General features: G+C 33.3%; 18 protein-coding genes and 2 pseudogenes. 1 reads left to right on the top strand and 19 read right to left on the bottom strand.

Translation table 11 applies throughout. The features are described from left to right. Positions 1 to 25: 25 nt before the first annotated feature. Positions 26 to 580 carry a recombinase family protein gene (locus ACE1MS_RS09725; protein WP_447402891.1) on the bottom strand — a complete coding sequence of 185 codons (555 nt, stop codon included), beginning with the start codon at positions 578 to 580 and terminating at the stop codon, positions 26 to 28. A gap of 314 nt (positions 581 to 894) precedes the next feature. Between ACE1MS_RS09725 and ACE1MS_RS09720 the strand changes: the two genes are divergently transcribed. Beyond that, complete coding sequence (locus ACE1MS_RS09720; protein ID WP_447402890.1) at positions 895 to 1302, top strand: GNAT family N-acetyltransferase; 408 nt, start codon at positions 895 to 897, stop codon at positions 1300 to 1302. Positions 1303 to 2562: 1260 nt separating this feature from the next. On the opposite strand, the gene ACE1MS_RS09715 is transcribed toward ACE1MS_RS09720, so the two are convergent. The 18 genes and pseudogenes from ACE1MS_RS09715 to ACE1MS_RS09630 form a co-directional block, all read right to left on the bottom strand. Next, positions 2563 to 2715: a hypothetical protein gene (locus tag ACE1MS_RS09715; RefSeq protein WP_143815496.1), complete on the bottom strand. Its 153-nt coding sequence runs from the start codon at positions 2713 to 2715 to the stop codon at positions 2563 to 2565. Between the two features lie 2 nt (positions 2716 to 2717). Further along, positions 2718 to 3077 (bottom strand): annotated as a pseudogene (locus ACE1MS_RS09710) (heteromeric transposase endonuclease subunit TnsA); the annotation flags it as partial. A gap of 829 nt (positions 3078 to 3906) precedes the next feature. Beyond that, on the bottom strand, positions 3907 to 4242 hold the full coding sequence (locus ACE1MS_RS09705; protein ID WP_447402889.1) for a hypothetical protein: 336 nt from the start codon (positions 4240 to 4242) through the stop codon (positions 3907 to 3909). A 94-nt stretch (positions 4243 to 4336) separates the two neighbouring features. Then, positions 4337 to 9175 (bottom strand): DNRLRE domain-containing protein, encoded by a 4839-nt coding sequence (locus ACE1MS_RS09700; protein WP_447402888.1) that lies wholly within the window; start codon positions 9173 to 9175, stop codon positions 4337 to 4339. A 166-nt stretch (positions 9176 to 9341) separates the two neighbouring features. Beyond that, a pseudogene (locus ACE1MS_RS09695) lies at positions 9342 to 9705 on the bottom strand (heteromeric transposase endonuclease subunit TnsA); the annotation flags it as partial. Between the two features lie 517 nt (positions 9706 to 10222). Next, a complete protein-coding gene (locus ACE1MS_RS09690; RefSeq protein WP_447402887.1) occupies positions 10223 to 11353 on the bottom strand; it encodes a hypothetical protein in 1131 nt (376 codons plus the stop codon). A gap of 721 nt (positions 11354 to 12074) precedes the next feature. Beyond that, entirely contained in the window at positions 12075 to 13130 is a 1056-nt protein-coding gene (locus ACE1MS_RS09685; RefSeq protein WP_447402886.1) for a hypothetical protein, read from the bottom strand. Positions 13131 to 13173: 43 nt separating this feature from the next. Then, complete coding sequence (locus tag ACE1MS_RS09680; protein ID WP_447402885.1) at positions 13174 to 13566, bottom strand: hypothetical protein; 393 nt, start codon at positions 13564 to 13566, stop codon at positions 13174 to 13176. A gap of 64 nt (positions 13567 to 13630) precedes the next feature. After that, positions 13631 to 13810 (bottom strand): hypothetical protein, encoded by a 180-nt coding sequence (locus ACE1MS_RS09675; RefSeq protein ID WP_447402884.1) that lies wholly within the window; start codon positions 13808 to 13810, stop codon positions 13631 to 13633. An 81-nt stretch (positions 13811 to 13891) separates the two neighbouring features. Then, positions 13892 to 14329 carry a hypothetical protein gene (locus ACE1MS_RS09670; RefSeq protein ID WP_447402883.1) on the bottom strand — a complete coding sequence of 146 codons (438 nt, stop codon included), beginning with the start codon at positions 14327 to 14329 and terminating at the stop codon, positions 13892 to 13894. Between the two features lie 50 nt (positions 14330 to 14379). Then, the gene (locus tag ACE1MS_RS09665; protein WP_447402882.1) at positions 14380 to 14883 is read right to left on the bottom strand and encodes a hypothetical protein; all 504 of its coding nucleotides are present in this window, start codon (positions 14881 to 14883) and stop codon (positions 14380 to 14382) included. Between the two features lie 54 nt (positions 14884 to 14937). Further along, on the bottom strand, positions 14938 to 15162 hold the full coding sequence (locus ACE1MS_RS09660) for a hypothetical protein (protein ID WP_447402881.1): 225 nt from the start codon (positions 15160 to 15162) through the stop codon (positions 14938 to 14940). A gap of 40 nt (positions 15163 to 15202) precedes the next feature. Next, positions 15203 to 15715: a hypothetical protein gene (locus tag ACE1MS_RS09655; protein ID WP_447402880.1), complete on the bottom strand. Its 513-nt coding sequence runs from the start codon at positions 15713 to 15715 to the stop codon at positions 15203 to 15205. Positions 15716 to 15835: 120 nt separating this feature from the next. Further along, positions 15836 to 16339 (bottom strand): hypothetical protein, encoded by a 504-nt coding sequence (locus ACE1MS_RS09650; RefSeq protein ID WP_447402879.1) that lies wholly within the window; start codon positions 16337 to 16339, stop codon positions 15836 to 15838. A gap of 234 nt (positions 16340 to 16573) precedes the next feature. After that, complete coding sequence (locus ACE1MS_RS09645) at positions 16574 to 17116, bottom strand: hypothetical protein (RefSeq protein ID WP_447402878.1); 543 nt, start codon at positions 17114 to 17116, stop codon at positions 16574 to 16576. A gap of 26 nt (positions 17117 to 17142) precedes the next feature. Next, a complete protein-coding gene (locus ACE1MS_RS09640) occupies positions 17143 to 17814 on the bottom strand; it encodes a DUF2786 domain-containing protein (RefSeq protein WP_447402877.1) in 672 nt (223 codons plus the stop codon). 78 nt (positions 17815 to 17892) lie between these two features. After that, a complete protein-coding gene (locus ACE1MS_RS09635; protein ID WP_447402876.1) occupies positions 17893 to 18171 on the bottom strand; it encodes a hypothetical protein in 279 nt (92 codons plus the stop codon). Between the two features lie 9 nt (positions 18172 to 18180). Continuing rightward, a complete protein-coding gene (locus tag ACE1MS_RS09630) occupies positions 18181 to 18546 on the bottom strand; it encodes a hypothetical protein (protein ID WP_447402875.1) in 366 nt (121 codons plus the stop codon). Between the last annotated feature and the right edge of the window lie 11 nt (positions 18547 to 18557).

The raw sequence follows: 18557 nt of genomic DNA, 5'->3' as shown, positions 1-18557 counted from the left end.
TTCCAAGACATCAAACCTTTCCGATTTATTGTTTTTCTAAATAACGATAAATCGTAGTACGAGATACACCCCACTTTTCTGCAACATCTTTAATCGGTGTCCCACTTTCAATTAAAGCTTTCATCATTTCAATATCTTTTGATCCATACTTCTCTGGGCGCCCACCAAGTCGCCCACGAGCTTTAGCAGCTGCTCGTCCAGCAGCCGAACGTTCTTCAATCAGATTTCGTTCAAATTCCGCAAACGCTGCGAACAAGTGAAACATCAATTGTCCTGTTGCATTGCTTTTGTCCATTGTTAGGTTTTCTTGCAGACTATGAAAGCCAATACCTCGATCATTTAAGCTGTTAACAATATGAATCAAATCTTGCATGTTTCGTCCTAATCTGTCCAATCGCCAAACTGCAATAGTATCACCTTTACGAGCATACTGAAGAGCTTCCTCTAAACCAGGGCGCAGTTTTTTTGTCCCACTCATTTTGTCATGAAAAATTTTCGTACAACCATATTGAGTTAAAGAATCAAATTGTAAATCTAAATTTTGCAATCCTGTTGACACACGCGCATATCCAATCAACACCAAAAATCACTCATTTCTCAGTTTTTCCTTCTTTTTTTATTGTAACATAAGATAATTAACGAAGGGTTAATGGACATAGAATAATGAACGGAGTTTTGTTACATTTCAATAGCAAAAAAACGCCCCTTTTGATTTTAAAAGGAGCGTGTTCAGAAAAGGACGAGTTTTGTAACATATATCTAGCTTGTGAAATATTAATATGTTATCATTTTGATTAAAGGGGCTTTTTAAATTTTGTTCCGCAATCGGGTCAGATTGTAGAGGAAAAGTTATGGAATATGTTAATAAAACAAAGATAATTGGGAGTGCTTTACATGGAAAACATAATACATTATACAATTAAACCTCCTGAAAATTTCAAGCAATTACAAACCTTATATGAATCTTTAGGATGGAACTCACTTAATTTAACTGTTAATGATTTGGAACAACTGTGCAATCAAAGTTGGTATACAATATATGCTTTTGAAGGACAACAATTAGTGGGGACGGGACGTGTTATATCAGATGGTGTGATTACGGGAATTATTTGTGGATTATGCGTGCTACCGAAATATCAGTCTAAAGGTATCGGTAAAGAAATGCTAAATCGAATAATTCAACATTGCGAGCAGAATAGAGTTATTCCCCAACTTATGTGTGTAGAAAATTTAGAATCCTATTATGAATCTTTTGGATTTAAGAAATTTTCGATTGGTATGTCTAGAAATTTAAATCGATAATTGTTTTATACCAAACTTTATTTTTTTGAGTTTAAGTTAGAATTTGTTGTATTAAAAAATTGTCATTGTTGAACTATAGGGCGCATTTATGAAAGAACAAAAAGGTCTAATTTCCCCATTTTAATGCTGGGAAATTAGACCTTTTTTATATTTCATATATTGCAAAATAGTACTTAAAACTGTTGGTTTGGAATAAGGATTGATTAAAAGCAGTTTGCAAACGCTGATTTTATAATAGATGAAACCCACACATTTTGAATAAAGATTGATCAAAATGGGTGGGTTTCATTTTAGCATAAATTATTTTTTATAAAAAAAGATTGATTAAAACTTTGTTTTTTCGCTATTGATGTAATTATGATCCAACATCCTAGTCAACTAATCTGTCTTTTACTTCAACAAAAAGAGCACTTCGCCTCTTGAAAAATTGACGAATTCGCGGTTACGTCATAGCTTGCATCCATGTTCAAAACATTAAATTCATAACTTACGGCATTTGTAAAGTCTTCAACCCTGTTTAACAGTTCGAGGGAAGATTCTTTGAAAGTATCACTCAAACCTTGCATAAAATCAGACATCTACGGTTCATAATCGCGAAGTTCGGTTTTATCAGGACGGGAGAAATACAAGAAATGGTATCCAAAACGCACAAAACCGCGCTTATGACTCAGCTAATTGCATTTTTAATGCCGTTTGATCTACAACACATCCAAAGCGGTATTTCTCAATTCGCTAGTTGGAATTAAAAATGAACTAGCCTATACGTTGAACGAATACTCCAAATCCCGAAATAAAATAGGTGTACTAAAGGAGAAAGTTGGGAATGGTGACTAAGCCGATTATTACAGCACTTATTAGCGGCGGGCTTGGCAAATTTTTTGCAATTCTGAAGGTGGGAACCTTTGCAGCTGCCATTTACAAAACGCCTGACTTTTAACAGGCTGGTTTAATAAGTTGCCCGAAATTATAGGCTGGATAAAGCCCTTTTGATACATATAAGTAAACACAGGTTCATGGATTTTAACTGTTTCTCAAAGGGGGTTTGTTTGGTGGTCCTTGGTATAGATCAGATTACTAATAAGATATTTATTTTTTATCATGCCCAATTAAAATAATCTTAAAAAACAAACAAAACACTTTAAATTCAACGTTTTGTTTGTTTTTTCGTTCTAATCAAAAATTACATTTTATTTGCGGCTATGAACATATATAAACTCTAATAAGTCCAAAATTTACAAGTGTAAAGGGGGACTTTTCTATTTAATTGGGAAAAGGATAAGTTTTACACTGTGAACGGATCAGATCAAAGAGAGCCTGTACTCTCCCTTTACCACGATCTTTAAACTGGGTTTGGAAAATAGGATGATGAGCGAGTAAGAGAGCTGCAAGCCCAGTTACATGTGGAGCTGCCATCGAAGTACCCGATTCTGGCTTAAAACAACTGGCTCATTCGTTTTAGGGTCTGTAGGATGTTTAAGGCCTAATTCATCTGCAATAACAATTGTTTCTTCTAATGGCAATAAAGGAAATTGTTCTCGAATATCGACTGCGAAATCTGAATATTCAGTTAAATAAAAGTAGTTTCGTTCCAAATCTGATAGAAATTCATGCTGCCTTTTCGTTTTAATACCTTTTAAACGAGTGGATCTTCCCAGTGAGGAAACATCTTGAATATTTAACCACGGTTTATAATCGGCACCAATTCCCGAGCCACGACCTTCTTTAATCCACTTTTCAACTTTAGATGTTCTAGTTCTTTTAACATAAAAAAACACCCCTTTGGCTAAATAATAACCAAAGGGGTAAAGCTTCGCAACATTTTTACAAACATCGCAACTTTATTTCAAAGCTACAACGATAATATCGTAAATGACCATATATGGACTTAAGTTGAAAGTCTCTTGGTTCGAAATCATTGGGAACACCACCTGCATTTAGTCTCTCAATTATAAATTAAAAAGGCGAGGTATTCGACGAATGAATCGTCGAATACTTCGCTAAGTGGAACCAGATCAAGTTTTTCAGTGCCCTCATACAATATCGAACTCAAGCCCAAACCGCTGCCTAATGAAATAACCGTGTCTAACTTTTAGGGGTCACTTCATTGAACAAATAAATAATAAGCAACGAAATAGTAGGAATTAGATAATGTTTGGGAGGTCCGAATGCTATTCCAATTACCCATAAGCCTATTATAAATAGAATCGCTCTAAAAATAAATAAACGGAATCTTTTTACTAGATAGTGTGAAATTTTCATATATAATGTTTATTTCTTGTCATTGTTAATGGATGACCACTTGCGTCATATGTGTAAGCTTTAGTAATCGCACCACTCGCATCTTCCTCAAACAACACTTGGTTCGACAGACCATTATATCGATAATATGTTTCAACATTATTGTCTTTACTATATACACGACGTCCATTTTCATCATAACGTTAAGATGTAACTGTTGCACCCGTTTGAGACTTGACTTCTGTTAGTTTTCTTTCTCCATTTTTAGTGGAGAAGGTTGTAAAGACGTTTCCCCTTTTTCAAACAAATCATACATTTCAAGGAGGCTGTTTTCGTTTTAATGCATACAGTATTCGAACTTTCTTTTTATTTCCCCACTTTTACATAAGTATTAATATTACCTAGTTTACTAAATTTTTTATCAAAGGGTATTCTTCTATTAAAGTTTTCTAGCCAGTAGGTAGCTTTTTCTAATTCCTCGTTCTTTATAAAAATTTTAATAATTTTACTAAAATTAGGGCTGAAATAAAATTCTTGATGTTCCACAATTTTCAAGCCTTTATGAAAATACTCAGAAGCCTTATTATATTCTTTTAAATCTCCATATAATAGTCCGATATAAATAAACGCACTTGATTTTTCTAAATCTGTTAAGGGTTCCTTTAAGCCAGAAATCATTGTGTCAATAGCTTTGTTTTTCATAAAAAAAATATCAAATAGGTTCGCTCTTTTTACAATACTATTATATATTTTAGATGATTTATTTTGAGAAATACTAATTCTAACAACCTCCAACTTATTTAATTTTTCTTAATAGATATTGTTCTGCATTAGATAGAGCTCTATCAATAGTTTTTCCAAGCCACGTTCTATCAAACCATGCTTCATATTTAAAAAGTTTACCTCCTATATTCGCTGCTGAACTTGCAGCTCCTTTAAGAAATCCACCAGAAATATATGCACCAAATCCACCTGTGATAAAACCTTTAATTGCTGCTTTATTAGGTGCTCTATTCAACATAGTAAACCCCTTTAATGCCAATTTTCTTGCAACAAATGCGCCTACACCACCACCACCTACAATTAACGCAAAATTGGTTAATGTATTAGCACGAAAATCAGCGAAAATCGCCTTAATAAAGAATCTTAACAATGATTTTAAACTATTTGCAATTGAAAATGTTCCATCTGGATCCACATTCATCACAGGGTTATTATTCGCATAATTATAGCCATTCAACGTTAAAGGATTCATTGTATCTCCATGAACAGGGTCTAACGATAAGAACACTCCTGTATCTGGATTATAGTAACGGGCCATTAGATAGTAAAGTTTTGAATCTTCATCGTAACGATATCCTGCATAGCGATATGGATTGATAGTTGCCATTGCACCACTTTGGCTCATAATATTGCCCCATGCATCATATGTGTATTCCGCTACAATGTCACCATTTGAATTCGTTAGGGCTAGTACATCTCCACGATAGTTCGTTAAGTAGTAATACAATGAACCCTGATATGTCATTGTTAATGGATGTCCGTTATCGTCATACATGTAGGCTTTTGTAATAACACCACTTACATCTTCCTCAAATAGCACCTGGTTCGTCAGACCATTGTAACGATAATACGTTTCACCTTTATTGTCTTTACTATATACACGGCGTCCATTTTCATCATAACGATAAGATGCAACTGTTGCACCTGTTTGAGATTTGACTTCTGTTAATTGATCTAAAGCATCCCAAACATATTGGAAAACGCCATCATCCATCAGATTTCCATTGGGACTTACAGTATAAGATGTCTCACCTGCAGCTGTCATCTGATTCGCATAATTGTATCTATAGTTGATTGTAGTCGTGTTTCCGTTTTGCTCAATAGTAGTTTTGGATGTACGGTTTCCTACTGAGTCATATGTGTAAGAAATGCTTAATCCATTGTTGTATTGCTCTTTGACTAACTGGTTTAATGCATCATACGTATAAGCGACCGTGTCAGCATTGTTCGTTACTTTTGTAATTTGTTGATTTTTATCGTACTCATACGTATTCGTACGCCAAGTTGTCGAGCTATTTTTTTTCAAAGTTTCTGTTTGTAACTGATTAAAATTATACGTATTTAGGATAGCTGCACCATTTTTAAAAGTCGTGCTCTCCAATAAGCTATTTTTATTCCATGTGAAGTTCGTTGCCGGTTGTCCATTAAGTGTGAGTTCAGTTGTTTGACCGTTCTCATCTGTTTCGTACTCAATAGTATCTGTACCGTATTGAATCCTTGCTAAGTCTTTTTCATTTTTATAAGTATAGCTAATCGAACGATTCACAGGTGCGCTAATGTCTACTCTTTGTAAAAGTTCGTTTTCAGATTGTGTATACGTAACGTTTTGATTGTTCAGTGTATGATTTGTCACAGTCGTTGTTAAGCCATCTGCTTGAGATGTATACTGATTAACACCATTGATTTTCACTACTTTTTCATTAGTATCTGTAGAAGTTGTATAGGCAATTTTATCATTTGTTGGTTTTACAATCTCAATTAAATCGCCATCTGCATTATAATTATAGGATGTTACTGCAGTTGTTACATCATCTACTGCAAGTGTTTCTTTGGATACGAGATTTTGTGCATTATAACTAAGAGACATTTGTTTACCAGCAGCATTTGTCACAGATGTTAAATTACTGTTACCATCATACGTATAAGTAGTAGTTTTATTTGCAGCATCCTGTACTTCTACTAATTCATTTTTTAAATTGTAGCGATACCATGTAGTTTGTTTTTTCCCATCTTCATATGAAAGAATATTACCATTAAAATCTGTTGTTGTTTTAGTAGTAATATCTAGTTTATCATCTCGGTAAGTTGTTGTTTTTTGATTATTCTCATAGTTGGTGCTATACGTTTGGATTTTTCCATCTGGATACTCTACTTTTGTCATATCCCCAAAATTATCATAAGTAAAGGTTGTTGTTTCCCCTTTAGGTGTTGTCGATGTCTTCAAATTACCATTCTCATAAGTGTTAACAGTCGTTTGCTGATTGGCATCTGTTTGTGTTAAGAGATGACTATATGCATCATACGTGTAGGATTCTGTCACACCTTTTGAATCAATAGTGCTTACCACATTTCCTTTCGTATCGTAGTCATAATTTTTAGCATACGTAGATCCATCTGTATAGGCTACTTCTTGAGATACAACATTATAGTTTTCATCTAATTCATAGGTTGTTGTATCCCCTGAAGGATCGAATATTTTCTTCACACTAAAATTATTATTTAAACCATAGCGTGTAACTGTACCTTCTGGGCTAGTAACCGATACAATATTGTTTGTTCGATCTAAAGAGTATTCGGTGATAGAAGCTACTTGTCCATCTAAAGATGGTTCTGTAACAGAAACTAAATCCAAATTGCTATTATACCCATAAAGCATGATTTTTTGATTACTGTCTATGATTTTCGTTAACTGTCCATTAGTCGTGTAGTAGAACGAAGTAGGTGTTGATGTTATGTTGTCTTTCTTAACCAATACTCGTGTTAAGTTACCATCTGTATACGTATAGGTAATATCTTGATTATTGTATTTTGCATTCGTAATAAGCCCATTCGTATACGTAAACAGCAATTTTGTGCCTAGATTAGTACTGATAGAAGTAAGCTGATTTGATGTATCATAATTATAAGTGATTGTATTGCTATTTAAATCTTTTTGCTCGGTAATATATGCTACTTCAATATCTGTATCACTAGTGCTTTCTCTAACTTTAAATGTTGTTGTGATACCATTTTTGCTAGTCAGTTTAAAAGTGTACTTATCCGCCATAACTAAACTATCATAATTACCTGCTGGTGCAATATACTTATCTCCATCCCATGTGTAAACATGGACCGTACCATCTGCATCTTTATATTCGACATTAAAATATTTATCATTATAAAATAATTTCTCTGAACCTGTAAAACTCCAACCATAGCCAAATGGAGATTTTTCAAAATCCTTACTATTATACGTTCGAGTGAAATCTAGACCAAAGCCTGCATAGTTGAACAAGCTGAAATCAGTATATTGGACAACATTATTATTTGTCCCTAAATTTACATAGTTAACTCCGTTTGAAATATCATGTGATGCATAATCCCAATAGTCTTCCAATCCTAAACGGTTTGGCGTTTTATAAGTCACAACGAGTTTCGGTTTATAAGCAAGTGGGTTTGTCGTATTTTCACTACTAATGAATTTTTTATAAATCAATGTTCCTTCTGTTGTACTTTTTAATAATAAACCTAGATTTGTATTTGGATTAGTAAGCCAACCACTCACCATAGTCGTTGGAATAGACCATCGTTGAATTCCATCTTCTACATTACTTGGTACAGAAGAAACACCTGTGACAGTCGAAAGAGCCGTCGTATTAAAATCCCCTCCAGCTGTTGTCCAGCCACCTGCTGTTCCGTAGTTATTCCATGTTGCCGTATTTTCATCCCACGAACGTTTCATGGCGTGCATACTTAGATTAATAGGACTTGGATCATTTGTTGAAGATAGATATAGACTTACATCAGCGGACATAATGATGCTTTTTTCAGGAATAGGTGTCACATCAAATTTCAATAAACTTCGTACAACATTTCCGTCTGTCGCTGTACCTACACCTAATTCTGTGTCATTTCCTCCAGTTTGCGTTGGGAACTTTTTGCGAATTGTTGTATCTTCCATTTTAGAATTTCCTTGGATACGCACAATTGTAGGATCAATAACAATTGGATATTGGCGTTCTTTATCCTGTAACCATGCTGCATCAGGTATTAGATCAATCCATAATGTATTGTTTTCCTTACGTGTCTTGAGGGTTATATCGTAGGACTTCGCTTCCTCTGGAATGGAATTAACACTATCAATAGATTGATAGCCTACAGGTCTAAAAGCATCGTACATCAATGGAGCTTCTATAACATATTTCTTTTCACCAGTAGAAGCATCCTTCAAATAAATTTGATTATCAATCTGTTCATAAGATAAATTTTCGAGAGATAGCTGATATGAAAAAGTTTGCGGTAACCCCTTTTCAGGTTTTTGGTTAATCGTAATATCTTCTTTTACGAAGTTTTCTCCAACAGAATATATAGTTGAAATATTATCAAATACATTCTCATACTGAATTTGATTATCTGTAGCAACCCCAACCACCTCTTTTGCAGGGGTTACTTCACCTTTTTGTTCAATTTCCTTTAGACCAATATCCAGATTATAATGACCATCTATCACTTGTACGTTGTTCGTCTCATCTTCAATTTTCTCATCGAAAGTTACAGCAAAGCTATTGGCTTTATTTTTATATTGACCTTTGCCATCGTTCTTGTGTTTTTGAAGCTCGTTATCAATATCTTTCCAGTTACCTTTATCATCTTTAAAATGAATAGGTGACTCATAAATTTCTGTTGAATAGGTGCCGTCTAAATTGTTATAAGTTTTAGAGGTTTCAGTACGTTCCTCTGCTACTTCAAATTTTTCTTTTCCTTTCTGTGCAATTTTGTCTGACTGTACTTCAGCAGCACTTACAAAATTCTCAAAAGGAATAAATGCTATAAACAGCGTAAGTACTATGGTGCAAATTAATATTTTCCCCAAAAAACACCTCAATTACATTCCACTCCTAAACATATATATATTTTTGATATCTCTCCAAAGACATCCAATACATATTACCACTATTTACACAGATAGTTATAAGGAAATATATAGTTGGTATTTTTTGTATATTAAATAATAGTCATGCACACACTTATCCAATCATTTTGTCTACTGTTAATAAAAAATCCGTTGTCATCACAACTTCAAAACTGGTTTATTTGTTTTTGGGTCTGTAGGATGTTTAAGACCTAATTCATCTGCAATGACAATCATTTCTTCCAACGGCAATAAAGGAAATTGTAAACCGACAACATAATCATAATATTCCGTAAATAAAAGTAATTCTGTTCCAAATCTGATAGAAATTCATGCTGCCTATCGGTTTTAATGCCTTTTAGACGTGTGGACCTACCTAACGATGAAATATCTTGGACTTTTAGCCAAGGTTTATACTCCGAACCAATACCGGTGCCTCGATCTTCTTTAATCCATTTCTCAGTTTCCGATGTTCTCGCTCTTTTAGACATAAAAACACCCCTTTAGATCAAAAAAAATCTAAAGGGGTGTTTCGTCGTAACTTTTTTACAAACATCGCAACTTTATTTTAAACATCGTATCTTTTTTATAAACATCGCAACTTTATTTCAAATCAACAAAAACGAGTACAATTTATCTCCAAAAGTGACACCAACATTACTTGAATTTTTCTTTGAATATTGTTTATATAGCTTTTTACTTTTCAAGATTATGAAAAGCGTGTTATTTGACTATTTAATACTTCATTTTTTGTTCCTATACTTCAATTACAGAACCTTTAATTGAAAATCGATCTTCAACAATCGGGGGCTTTTCTGGAGTAACGATAAAAGCCCAATTTCTCAATTTTAATGAGAGAAACTAGGTTTTTTAAATTTACTTATATCGCAAAATAACGCTTATAATAAGCGCAAATTGCCAATTAACTAACTTCATCTATAATTCTGACCAATTTGGTTAATAAAGTGGGTCAAGTTACAATCTGTGATGCCCTCCATTACACTTCATTTAAAACAGAGATAACGTTTGTTGTTCCAATTTCTCAGTTTCATTCCTTCTATCTTCCTCATGGTAAGGATTCACATAGAAAATACAATCCACTATGTTTGATGATTCATCCATAATTAAATTTCCTTTATCCACTTGTTTCTTCAAAGCCAGTAATACATCAAAATATATGAACGGCCTTTGAATTGTGCCTACAGACAGACATTTATCAAACCCAAAATCATTGGCCATAATACGGCTAATCGCTACGGCACTATGTAGACCGTTCAATACAAGTGAATATGCTACTTCATCAAAGGAAGCATGATACCCAAGCTGTGCTTTTACTGACTTAGCATCTCTCACCCGTTGCTCTTGTGACAATTTTTCTATACGTTCATTTTCCTGTTGTTGTCTTTTAAATTCAGTTTCTTGTTTACTCTTTTTTCCAGCTTCTAAATTAGCATCAATTTTTTTCTTTTCTTCAAGTAATTCTTCAATTCGGCTACTTTCTTCCTTACGTTTTTCGAGTTCAACCTCACGCTGAATTCTACGTTTTTCTTCCTCTAATGCTTCCATTTGTTTTTCAAAATATTTATTCAAACGATTAATTTGTGGGTCTAAAAATGGAAGATTTAATTCAATATGCTTTTTAATGCTTTCAGAAACTACTGTTTTATCAGGGATTCTCTCATAGTATTCGTGGTAGTACTCATTATTCTTTGTTTTCCACAAGAGTACATCTAGTTCATAATCAATGTCATCTAATTCTTTTATTATTCCATTTACGTCTTTCACTTCTATATTTAAAAATATGCTTAAATGATCCTTACCATATTGAAGTTTTTTATGCGTTTTCTGATGTTCTACTGTAAACATATACCGCAGCCTTCGATTACAAGCACAACGACCAATATAATTCCCTGGACCAAAATCATCATAATCAGTTATCATCCAGTCTATTACATTTCTCTCATTATCCTCTAGTGTTATATCTACAGATTTAAGTGCTGTTATTTTTTCATCTCTCATTAAACGTTCAAACACAGTCTTTCTACTACGTTTCATTTCGTTCTCTAAATAATTCCGTTGTTCTCCGGTTAGTAAAGATAATCGTTTCTCTCTTTCATCTGCTGAAAGTCTTTCATACATATACATCTCCTACTTTCTTTAGCTTAAAAATGGAACGGATAACTGTGACTATGTAGAAGCTGTTCTAGTTAATCCACATTATTACTTCTTTTATATATATTACTTAAATTATAACAAATAAAAATTATGCTTTGTTCTGTTCGTTTAAGATTGAGAATCTATATTTTTTGTATGTTTTATAAGAAAAGGTAGGCATTATTTATAACTTAAAGATTTTTCATTCTTTCCTTGATAGAAAGAAAAACATAACCAACTTCGACAACATCATCATAGATGAGGAAAGTATAATAGAAAAAAAGATAGAGAAAAAACATTGCATAGTAATCAATATAGTACTCATATATTAATAGAGAGCAATTACACTGCTTACAAATCCAGTGATAGCAAGGCTTTCACGACTTATTAGATTCCGCAAATGGTTTATCCGCTAAAAATGACGAAAAGAAATGGTTCATTCACACAACCATTTCAACTATCCTCAATATAGGTAACCCACGAAAAAAATCATCCACAGAATTAAATGTATTTAGTTTTTAAAATCCCACTATTCCACAGCTTGAATTAGATTAAAAATCCATAAAAAAGACAGCACCCAAACTTTTTCCTGGTGCTGCCAACAAATTATTCTATTTTTTAAATTATTTTAGCTGGACATTGTACATGTGCATGTATTTCTTCATGACAAATAGCCCTTTCTGAATGATTTTTTCAGAAAAGGCACTTATTGAAACTGCTCAGGAACATCCCAAGTTGCGTCTTTGTATGAACTAGCAATGAGATAGCGTAATGGCTGCTCTTCTTGCAAAATACGTTTTGTCTGAAGCCTTAAAGTTTTACGGAAAAATGCCCCAAGCACTTTAACATTGCTAGTTTGGCGTTCAAGCTCTCGTACACTAACGCTTAAAATATCTGCCATGACAGCTTTCACCGTGGACATAGCTTTTTCATTCGCCTCAACAGCATAATACATTGGCGTAATGACTTCTTGCTTGCAAGCAAACTGGATGTCTTGTAATTCATCTTTTGTATAACGTACACTACTTGATCTCAATAGAGATGACAATGTATTGTGAGCTGATGCCTGGAATTGGTCAAATTCCGGATCTTGCTTTCTTTCTCTGAAAGCTGCTTCTGTAAATTTCAATTCATACAAACCATCTACTTCCTGTTTAACTTGAATCAAACTATTCTGGCCATAGAGTACACGTTGCAGCCATTTGTTAAATACCTTCTTAGACTGCTGGAATTTTTTAAACAACGTGGTTTTCTTGCGTTTTAACCATGTACTACGCTTACGCGAATACTCCCTATAAAGACCATTTATAAGGTCAAGTAACCCTAATAAACCGCGTACATCACGCGCTTTAATGAACCCTCTTAAAAAGTTGCTACTAAAAATAACTTTTGGTACATAGAAGTAACCAGGTATCTTAGGATCTTTTGCAGTAGGCACATAAGCAGCCACTATTGGAAGTTGAATATATGTACGACCATTTATTCGGTCAATGTTTATTAAACCAATGTCAAAAAGACGATGATAACCATTATGTATCGAACTATAGGGAAGATTACGTTTTTCGCATTCTTCCTTTAAATTTAAATCTTGCTCCAAAATAAGGCCCACTTCATCACAAAGTGAGCGTAGTAATAAGTATGTAACTAAAGAAGAAGCAGTCATTTTTTTCTTCGGATCATGCACATATTCAAACTCGTACTTGTTTAAACACTCTAATTCTTTGTCAAAAAATTGAATACCATCAACTACTTTTACATTCATCTTCCTGCTCCTCCTTCCGTTGTTCTTAGTCATTTAAGTATGGTTATTTTGTTTTTGCATAATTATTAATCTCACGTAGTTTAGTCCATTCATCCATAAACAGAACTTCCTTAAAATTTCCATGCCCTTTAGTTTGCAATTTTAAATTTTCATTGCTATTTAAGTTGACATGGTCATAATCCCATCCACTTACCTTAATGCCGTAGTATTTCTCGTCCTCAATACTTTCGAACATTAAGTACAGGCGTCCATATTGGCTATATTTCTCTATATATACTAAGTCTTTCTCGATAAAAGGCTCATTTTTTAAGTAATCATACTCGAATAGCAAGAAAACCATATAGACTACTAAAGGTATAAAAAGTATTATAATTATATATTTAGAAAGTCTATCTCTACGTTCTTTACTTTTATGTGATGATTCTTTATAGGACACTTTGATTCCCCTATCTGTTCTGGAATAATATACTCAAATTGTTCAGTAGATAAAGCACATTTAATTATTTTCTTTTTAAGGCATAGAAAAAACCTCCAAAAAACATTAAAACTAAAACAACGAATGCAATCCAGTTGTATGATAACTGCTTAACTTTTTCGAAATTAGTAATATCTCCGAAGAATACAACCCATAAGGTAAATATCAACGCAGAAATTGAAAGTACCACTGTAGTAGCCCCCACTTAATTCCCTCCTTCCCATTACTCACCAGAATGGTTACTGAACAACATCTTTCAAATATTCAGTAATCATCAAAATTACTATTACTTTTTAATTCTTTTAACCTCACCACTGATTAATTCATACAAAACGCTTGATCCCCATTCTTCATATCGATATTCAATATGTTCAGCTTCACTAATAATTTTGGGTAAAACTTCTTTAAAGAATTGTTCAATTTCACCCTCATAATTTTTTAAACTACATTGAAATGTCCAATAACCAGTTTCTATATCAATATTTCTTTCAAACCCATCTGTAGCAACTTGGTTAGGGTATTCACCAGTTTCCCATCTTGATGGCATATAGCATACTCCACCTCTTGGAATAAATTCGGCTCTATCCTGTTTCGCATAGGATGTTAAAAACGGAAATTGTTCTTCAAAATCGCTCCAATCTGCTCCTTCATTAATTTCCTTAATCATTTGTCGGTACTCATCTTTAACCGTTACCTTCATTCTTAATCCTGTATACATTCCCATTTTCATTCTCCTTTTCAAATGAATAATATCCTCAGATTGTGCAGTAATCTTTATTTATCGAAATCAGTTTCTTCCCACTTGCACCATCCGTCAAAACCTTTTTCTGCTGGATCATCTTCTCTATCCTTATCATCAACAATGCAAGCTACCTTTTTAACTTCTAAAACATATACCTGTTCATCTCCAGACAAGCTCTCTTCCATGATCGATTCCTTAGTTGCCTCATACTCGTCTAAAGCACTTTTATAAGTATCATGTAAGCTGAATTCGTTAAAAGTAGACTCATATACAGCGAACTTATCTGGTCTAAGAACTAACTTGCTATACTCTAACTCGTTGGCATAGCCCTCGCTAAATGCTAATGCTAAAATACAAAATGTTTCATCATCGCCATATTTATTAATTGCTTCACTTGGTACACCTACAGCATTTAACTTTTCATGATTAGCTGCATTATTTTCAACAAGAATATAAGCATCTTCTCCACCGTTTTGTTCGATTACCTTTAAACCGTTTAGAACATTTAAGATTGCTTGTTTATCAATTGTTTTCATACTTGTTACCTCCAATTGTTTATATGTATTTGTTGAACAATATCTTTCGATTATCTATTCATGAAATGTTTTGTTGCGTTGAAATTGTTGGCAAGCATTTAATTGACTTTCACAGCGTTTAAACTGCTCTGACCATACTGACTTATTTTCAATCCGATTTACCCTGTTAGAATCCATATAAACAACTCGCTCTTGATGTGTCTCAGTGTCAATTGCTAAACAGTGAAAATAGAATATTTCACCATTTGTATTAACGTAATAACCCATTTCAAATTGCATTTGAGACCTCCTTTCCGAACAATATCTTTCTATTGTGCTGTTATTCTTCTTTATGTTCCGCCTCATATACCTCTATCGAGATAGGTTGTATATGACATTCAGATGTCATTGCTTGTTTAGCTACAAAAGGTATTAGTCTAAGTTGTGCTTCATTATATTTTGTCGTTGCATATTCTTCAGAAACGCCTATCTTGATTTTCACAAATGCAGGTGCAGCATTCCCCTCTGCATCATGAGCTAATTTGGCTGCTGGTGATACTTTATAAGCAAATTCTGTATTCATCAGTATTCCTCCTTTTGAACATTCTAAAGGGTTATAATAGGATGTAGTGGCAGAGGAAAGATCAATAGTGGCCACTTTGTTAAAAGAATTGATAAAAATTTGTTTGTATGTTTCTATTTTTTTGTCGTTTTCTTCTTTAAATTCTTGCCACTCAGAATATTCCCCAACAGCATCTGTAACAGATTCAGCCACCATATATTCATCTGTACCAAATAAAAACTCATATGCTGCTATGAACCCTAATTTTTTTAATGTATCTTCACTTAACATCATTAGAACCTCCTTTTATATTTAAAAACCCAATGAGGAACACTAAATAACTTAATGTTCCTTGTTCAGCTTTTAATCCTCATAATTGGACCAATTCATTCACCTTTTTCTACCTATTCACTAAAATTCATTAAGTAAATTGTTTGCTTCATTTTTGACTTTATTAGCAATCTCTTGTTGATAATTCTCGAAATCTAATATCATTTGATAGAAAATCTTTTCAACATTCTCACGTATAATTTTTTCACTCTCCAATATTACTGTTTTATTAATACTCCTTTTATCTCCAGATTGCATATACTCTAATTGATGCTTTGACTTTTCTAACTCAGGACCATATTTATCAAAAACATCTTTCAGGAATAGTGTTTTATAATTAGTTTCAAGTCCAGATTCTCTTACAATTGTTTTAAAATCATTAACATCCTCATTAAGAGATCTATCTGTACTTTCGAAAACTTTTAATAAATAGTTATAGTCCTTAAATAACTTACATCGTTTATTTTTGAAGGTTATATGTAACCGTTCGAAAAAATCTAATACTGCAAAGTCAGATATACTAATTAAAAATAAACCTAATGGTATCAATGGGAAAAACAGCAACAGCAATAATATTAAGTCCATGATTCCTTCCCCCTTCACCAAGCTTTTTAGTGCGACATTTCATTGTTTCCCCCTCCTTGTGACATTATTGCAATTGTTTTATTCAATCATTTCCCGTCCACTTTCAAACTAATGTCCCCTGTTAAACTTTTAATCTTTTAAATAAACTTCAGTCCATTCCCGAGCAATTTCTGCTTCTCTTGTTTTAATGGCATGGATATGGGCATCTTCATCCCTTTCTATGCTCTCAGCTATTTACTTTGCTATTTCTTTTGCTCTTAAAGCTGCATGTTCCACCATTGCTAATTCAACTTGTTTTTTATTTTTGATGATTTCACAGATATGCTCAATTTCTATTTCGTAATGCTTAACGGTCTTTTCTGTAATTGGATAATTATGTTCCTCTAGAAAAGAACCCTCTATTTTTTCTAGATCTTGTTCTCTCAAAATGAATCTCAAAATGAAATGTCTGTTTTCTAAAAACTCTTTAATTGTATTTAAATTTTTAAGTACTGGTATTTTTTTAAAAGAATGATGTTTAGCTATAAGTTCCAATCTATAGGGAAATACAACACCTATAAATAAAAGTGATACATTAAGAATAAATAAACCCATTACATAATTACTGATACTGATAGGTGCTTCACCTTTTATCACTGCTATTAAGATTAAAAATAAAGTACCCACCCCACCTATAAGGAAGAATAAGTGAAAACAAACTGGTATTATTACGATTGGACCTAACTCTCCCAAACGACTATTGTATTGGTATAGCCACCTTTTAGTGCGCCATTTCAACGTTTCCCCTCCTGAATTCAATTTTTTTATTCAATCATTTCTCGTCCACTTTCAAACTTTTTCCCATCGTTGTATCCGTTCCGCCAAGCTACATCATCACCAGCTTTCTTTGGTGAAGGTAGATCAAGAGAAGTTAAAGAAAGCGAATTATTATATTGAATTACTAATGGATCTTGGACGACTATAAGCTCCAATGATTCTGATTTGTTTTGTTCTAAAAATTTCCGATTTAATCCTGCAAGGTAGCCCTCAATATAATCATTTTTGAATTGATGTTTTCTTTTCCATTTTCTTTTGATTTCTGGTCTTAGTAAAAAAGCTTTAGAATGGTAATGAATAGATGCCCTAGCAAAGTTGTAAATCATTACAGCAATCTGTACATCTTCTTCTAAACCAACAAAACGAATCTCTGCTTGATAAGAATCTATTGTATTTCGGTAGTAGCTGCATCTAAAGTGACGGCCAATAATTTGTGCCAATCTTCTATGCCACCAAATTAATTTATTTCTATATACTCTTTCATTAACCACTGTTTTATCATTTACATAATTAGAAACAAGTTCTGATTCCTGAATATTGTGTTTCAACATAAGCCTTCTTGCGTGTAACATAACCGTTTGTGACTCTTCATCCGTAGCATCTTTTGCTAAAGTGAGTAACTTTTGAATTTTTGTTTTGATAGATTCGCTCAACTTCATTAGAACCCCCTTTTTATATTTAAAAACCCAATGAGGAACACTAAATAATTTAATGTCCCCTGTTCAGCTTTTAATCTTTTAAAATGTTAATTCATTCGCTCGCATAATTTGCAACTGTCCAGCAAAGTTGACCCTATACTGATTTTTAGGTAAAATCTCCTCAATCTCCCCAGGCTTCTTTAAAACAATTGGGCAGTAAGCTTCTATATACGTATATGCCTCATAATCACTTTCTGGTGTAGTGGCAACATATACCTTGTCACCGACAATAAATGTTGGTTGATCTTTTTCATCTTTTTCTAATACATCGTATATTGTGACTTGTCCTAATGCTTCCATTGCTTCAAAATGTGTCATTACGTCACCTCACCACATTAATCCAAAGATATTTTGATAAAGTTCTCTTTCTGCTAAATAGTGATTGTGTCGTAATTTTTTTTGATGATTTTGTAGTATCGATACCATTTCTTCTTGGAAGGTTAATACTCTAGGAAACAGGTTATTTTGATTCTTTGGTGCAGGGAGAAATAGTTGTAATTCTCTATAGCCTGTCCCCATTTCTCCACTGACATAAAGATTGAATGGAATTGGCACAATATTTAAAGAGTCAAAAAACGTTTTTCTCAAATGAAAGGCTGCACCTTTCCCCACTTTTCCAATGACAAGGGCATTGGAAGTTCTATCAAAAGTATCCACAAAAAGTAGCTGTCCGTTTTCATCTACTGAGTTCATTTGTTTTCCCC

This window comes from Lysinibacillus sp. fkY74-1, assembly GCF_053165895.1.
Note: the sequence above shows the minus strand (reverse complement) of the source record. Positions and strands in the feature narration are given on the sequence as shown.

Coding starts and splice junctions, on each gene's coding strand:
- ACE1MS_RS09670 (WP_447402883.1), bottom strand. CDS start 14,329: ATGGGAATGTATACAGGATTAAGAATGAAGGTAACGGTTAAAGATGAG.
- ACE1MS_RS09715 (WP_143815496.1), bottom strand. CDS start 2,715: ATGGCAGCTCCACATGTAACTGGGCTTGCAGCTCTCTTACTCGCTCAT.
- ACE1MS_RS09635 (WP_447402876.1), bottom strand. CDS start 18,171: ATGACACATTTTGAAGCAATGGAAGCATTAGGACAAGTCACAATATAC.
- ACE1MS_RS09665 (WP_447402882.1), bottom strand. CDS start 14,883: ATGAAAACAATTGATAAACAAGCAATCTTAAATGTTCTAAACGGTTTA.
- ACE1MS_RS09690 (WP_447402887.1), bottom strand. CDS start 11,353: ATGTATGAAAGACTTTCAGCAGATGAAAGAGAGAAACGATTATCTTTA.
- ACE1MS_RS09720 (WP_447402890.1), top strand. CDS start 895: ATGGAAAACATAATACATTATACAATTAAACCTCCTGAAAATTTCAAG.
- ACE1MS_RS09655 (WP_447402880.1), bottom strand. CDS start 15,715: ATGTTAAGTGAAGATACATTAAAAAAATTAGGGTTCATAGCAGCATAT.
- ACE1MS_RS09640 (WP_447402877.1), bottom strand. CDS start 17,814: ATGAAGTTGAGCGAATCTATCAAAACAAAAATTCAAAAGTTACTCACT.
- ACE1MS_RS09650 (WP_447402879.1), bottom strand. CDS start 16,339: ATGGACTTAATATTATTGCTGTTGCTGTTTTTCCCATTGATACCATTA.
- ACE1MS_RS09630 (WP_447402875.1), bottom strand. CDS start 18,546: ATGAACTCAGTAGATGAAAACGGACAGCTACTTTTTGTGGATACTTTT.
- ACE1MS_RS09705 (WP_447402889.1), bottom strand. CDS start 4,242: ATGAAAAACAAAGCTATTGACACAATGATTTCTGGCTTAAAGGAACCC.
- ACE1MS_RS09660 (WP_447402881.1), bottom strand. CDS start 15,162: ATGCAATTTGAAATGGGTTATTACGTTAATACAAATGGTGAAATATTC.
- ACE1MS_RS09685 (WP_447402886.1), bottom strand. CDS start 13,130: ATGAATGTAAAAGTAGTTGATGGTATTCAATTTTTTGACAAAGAATTA.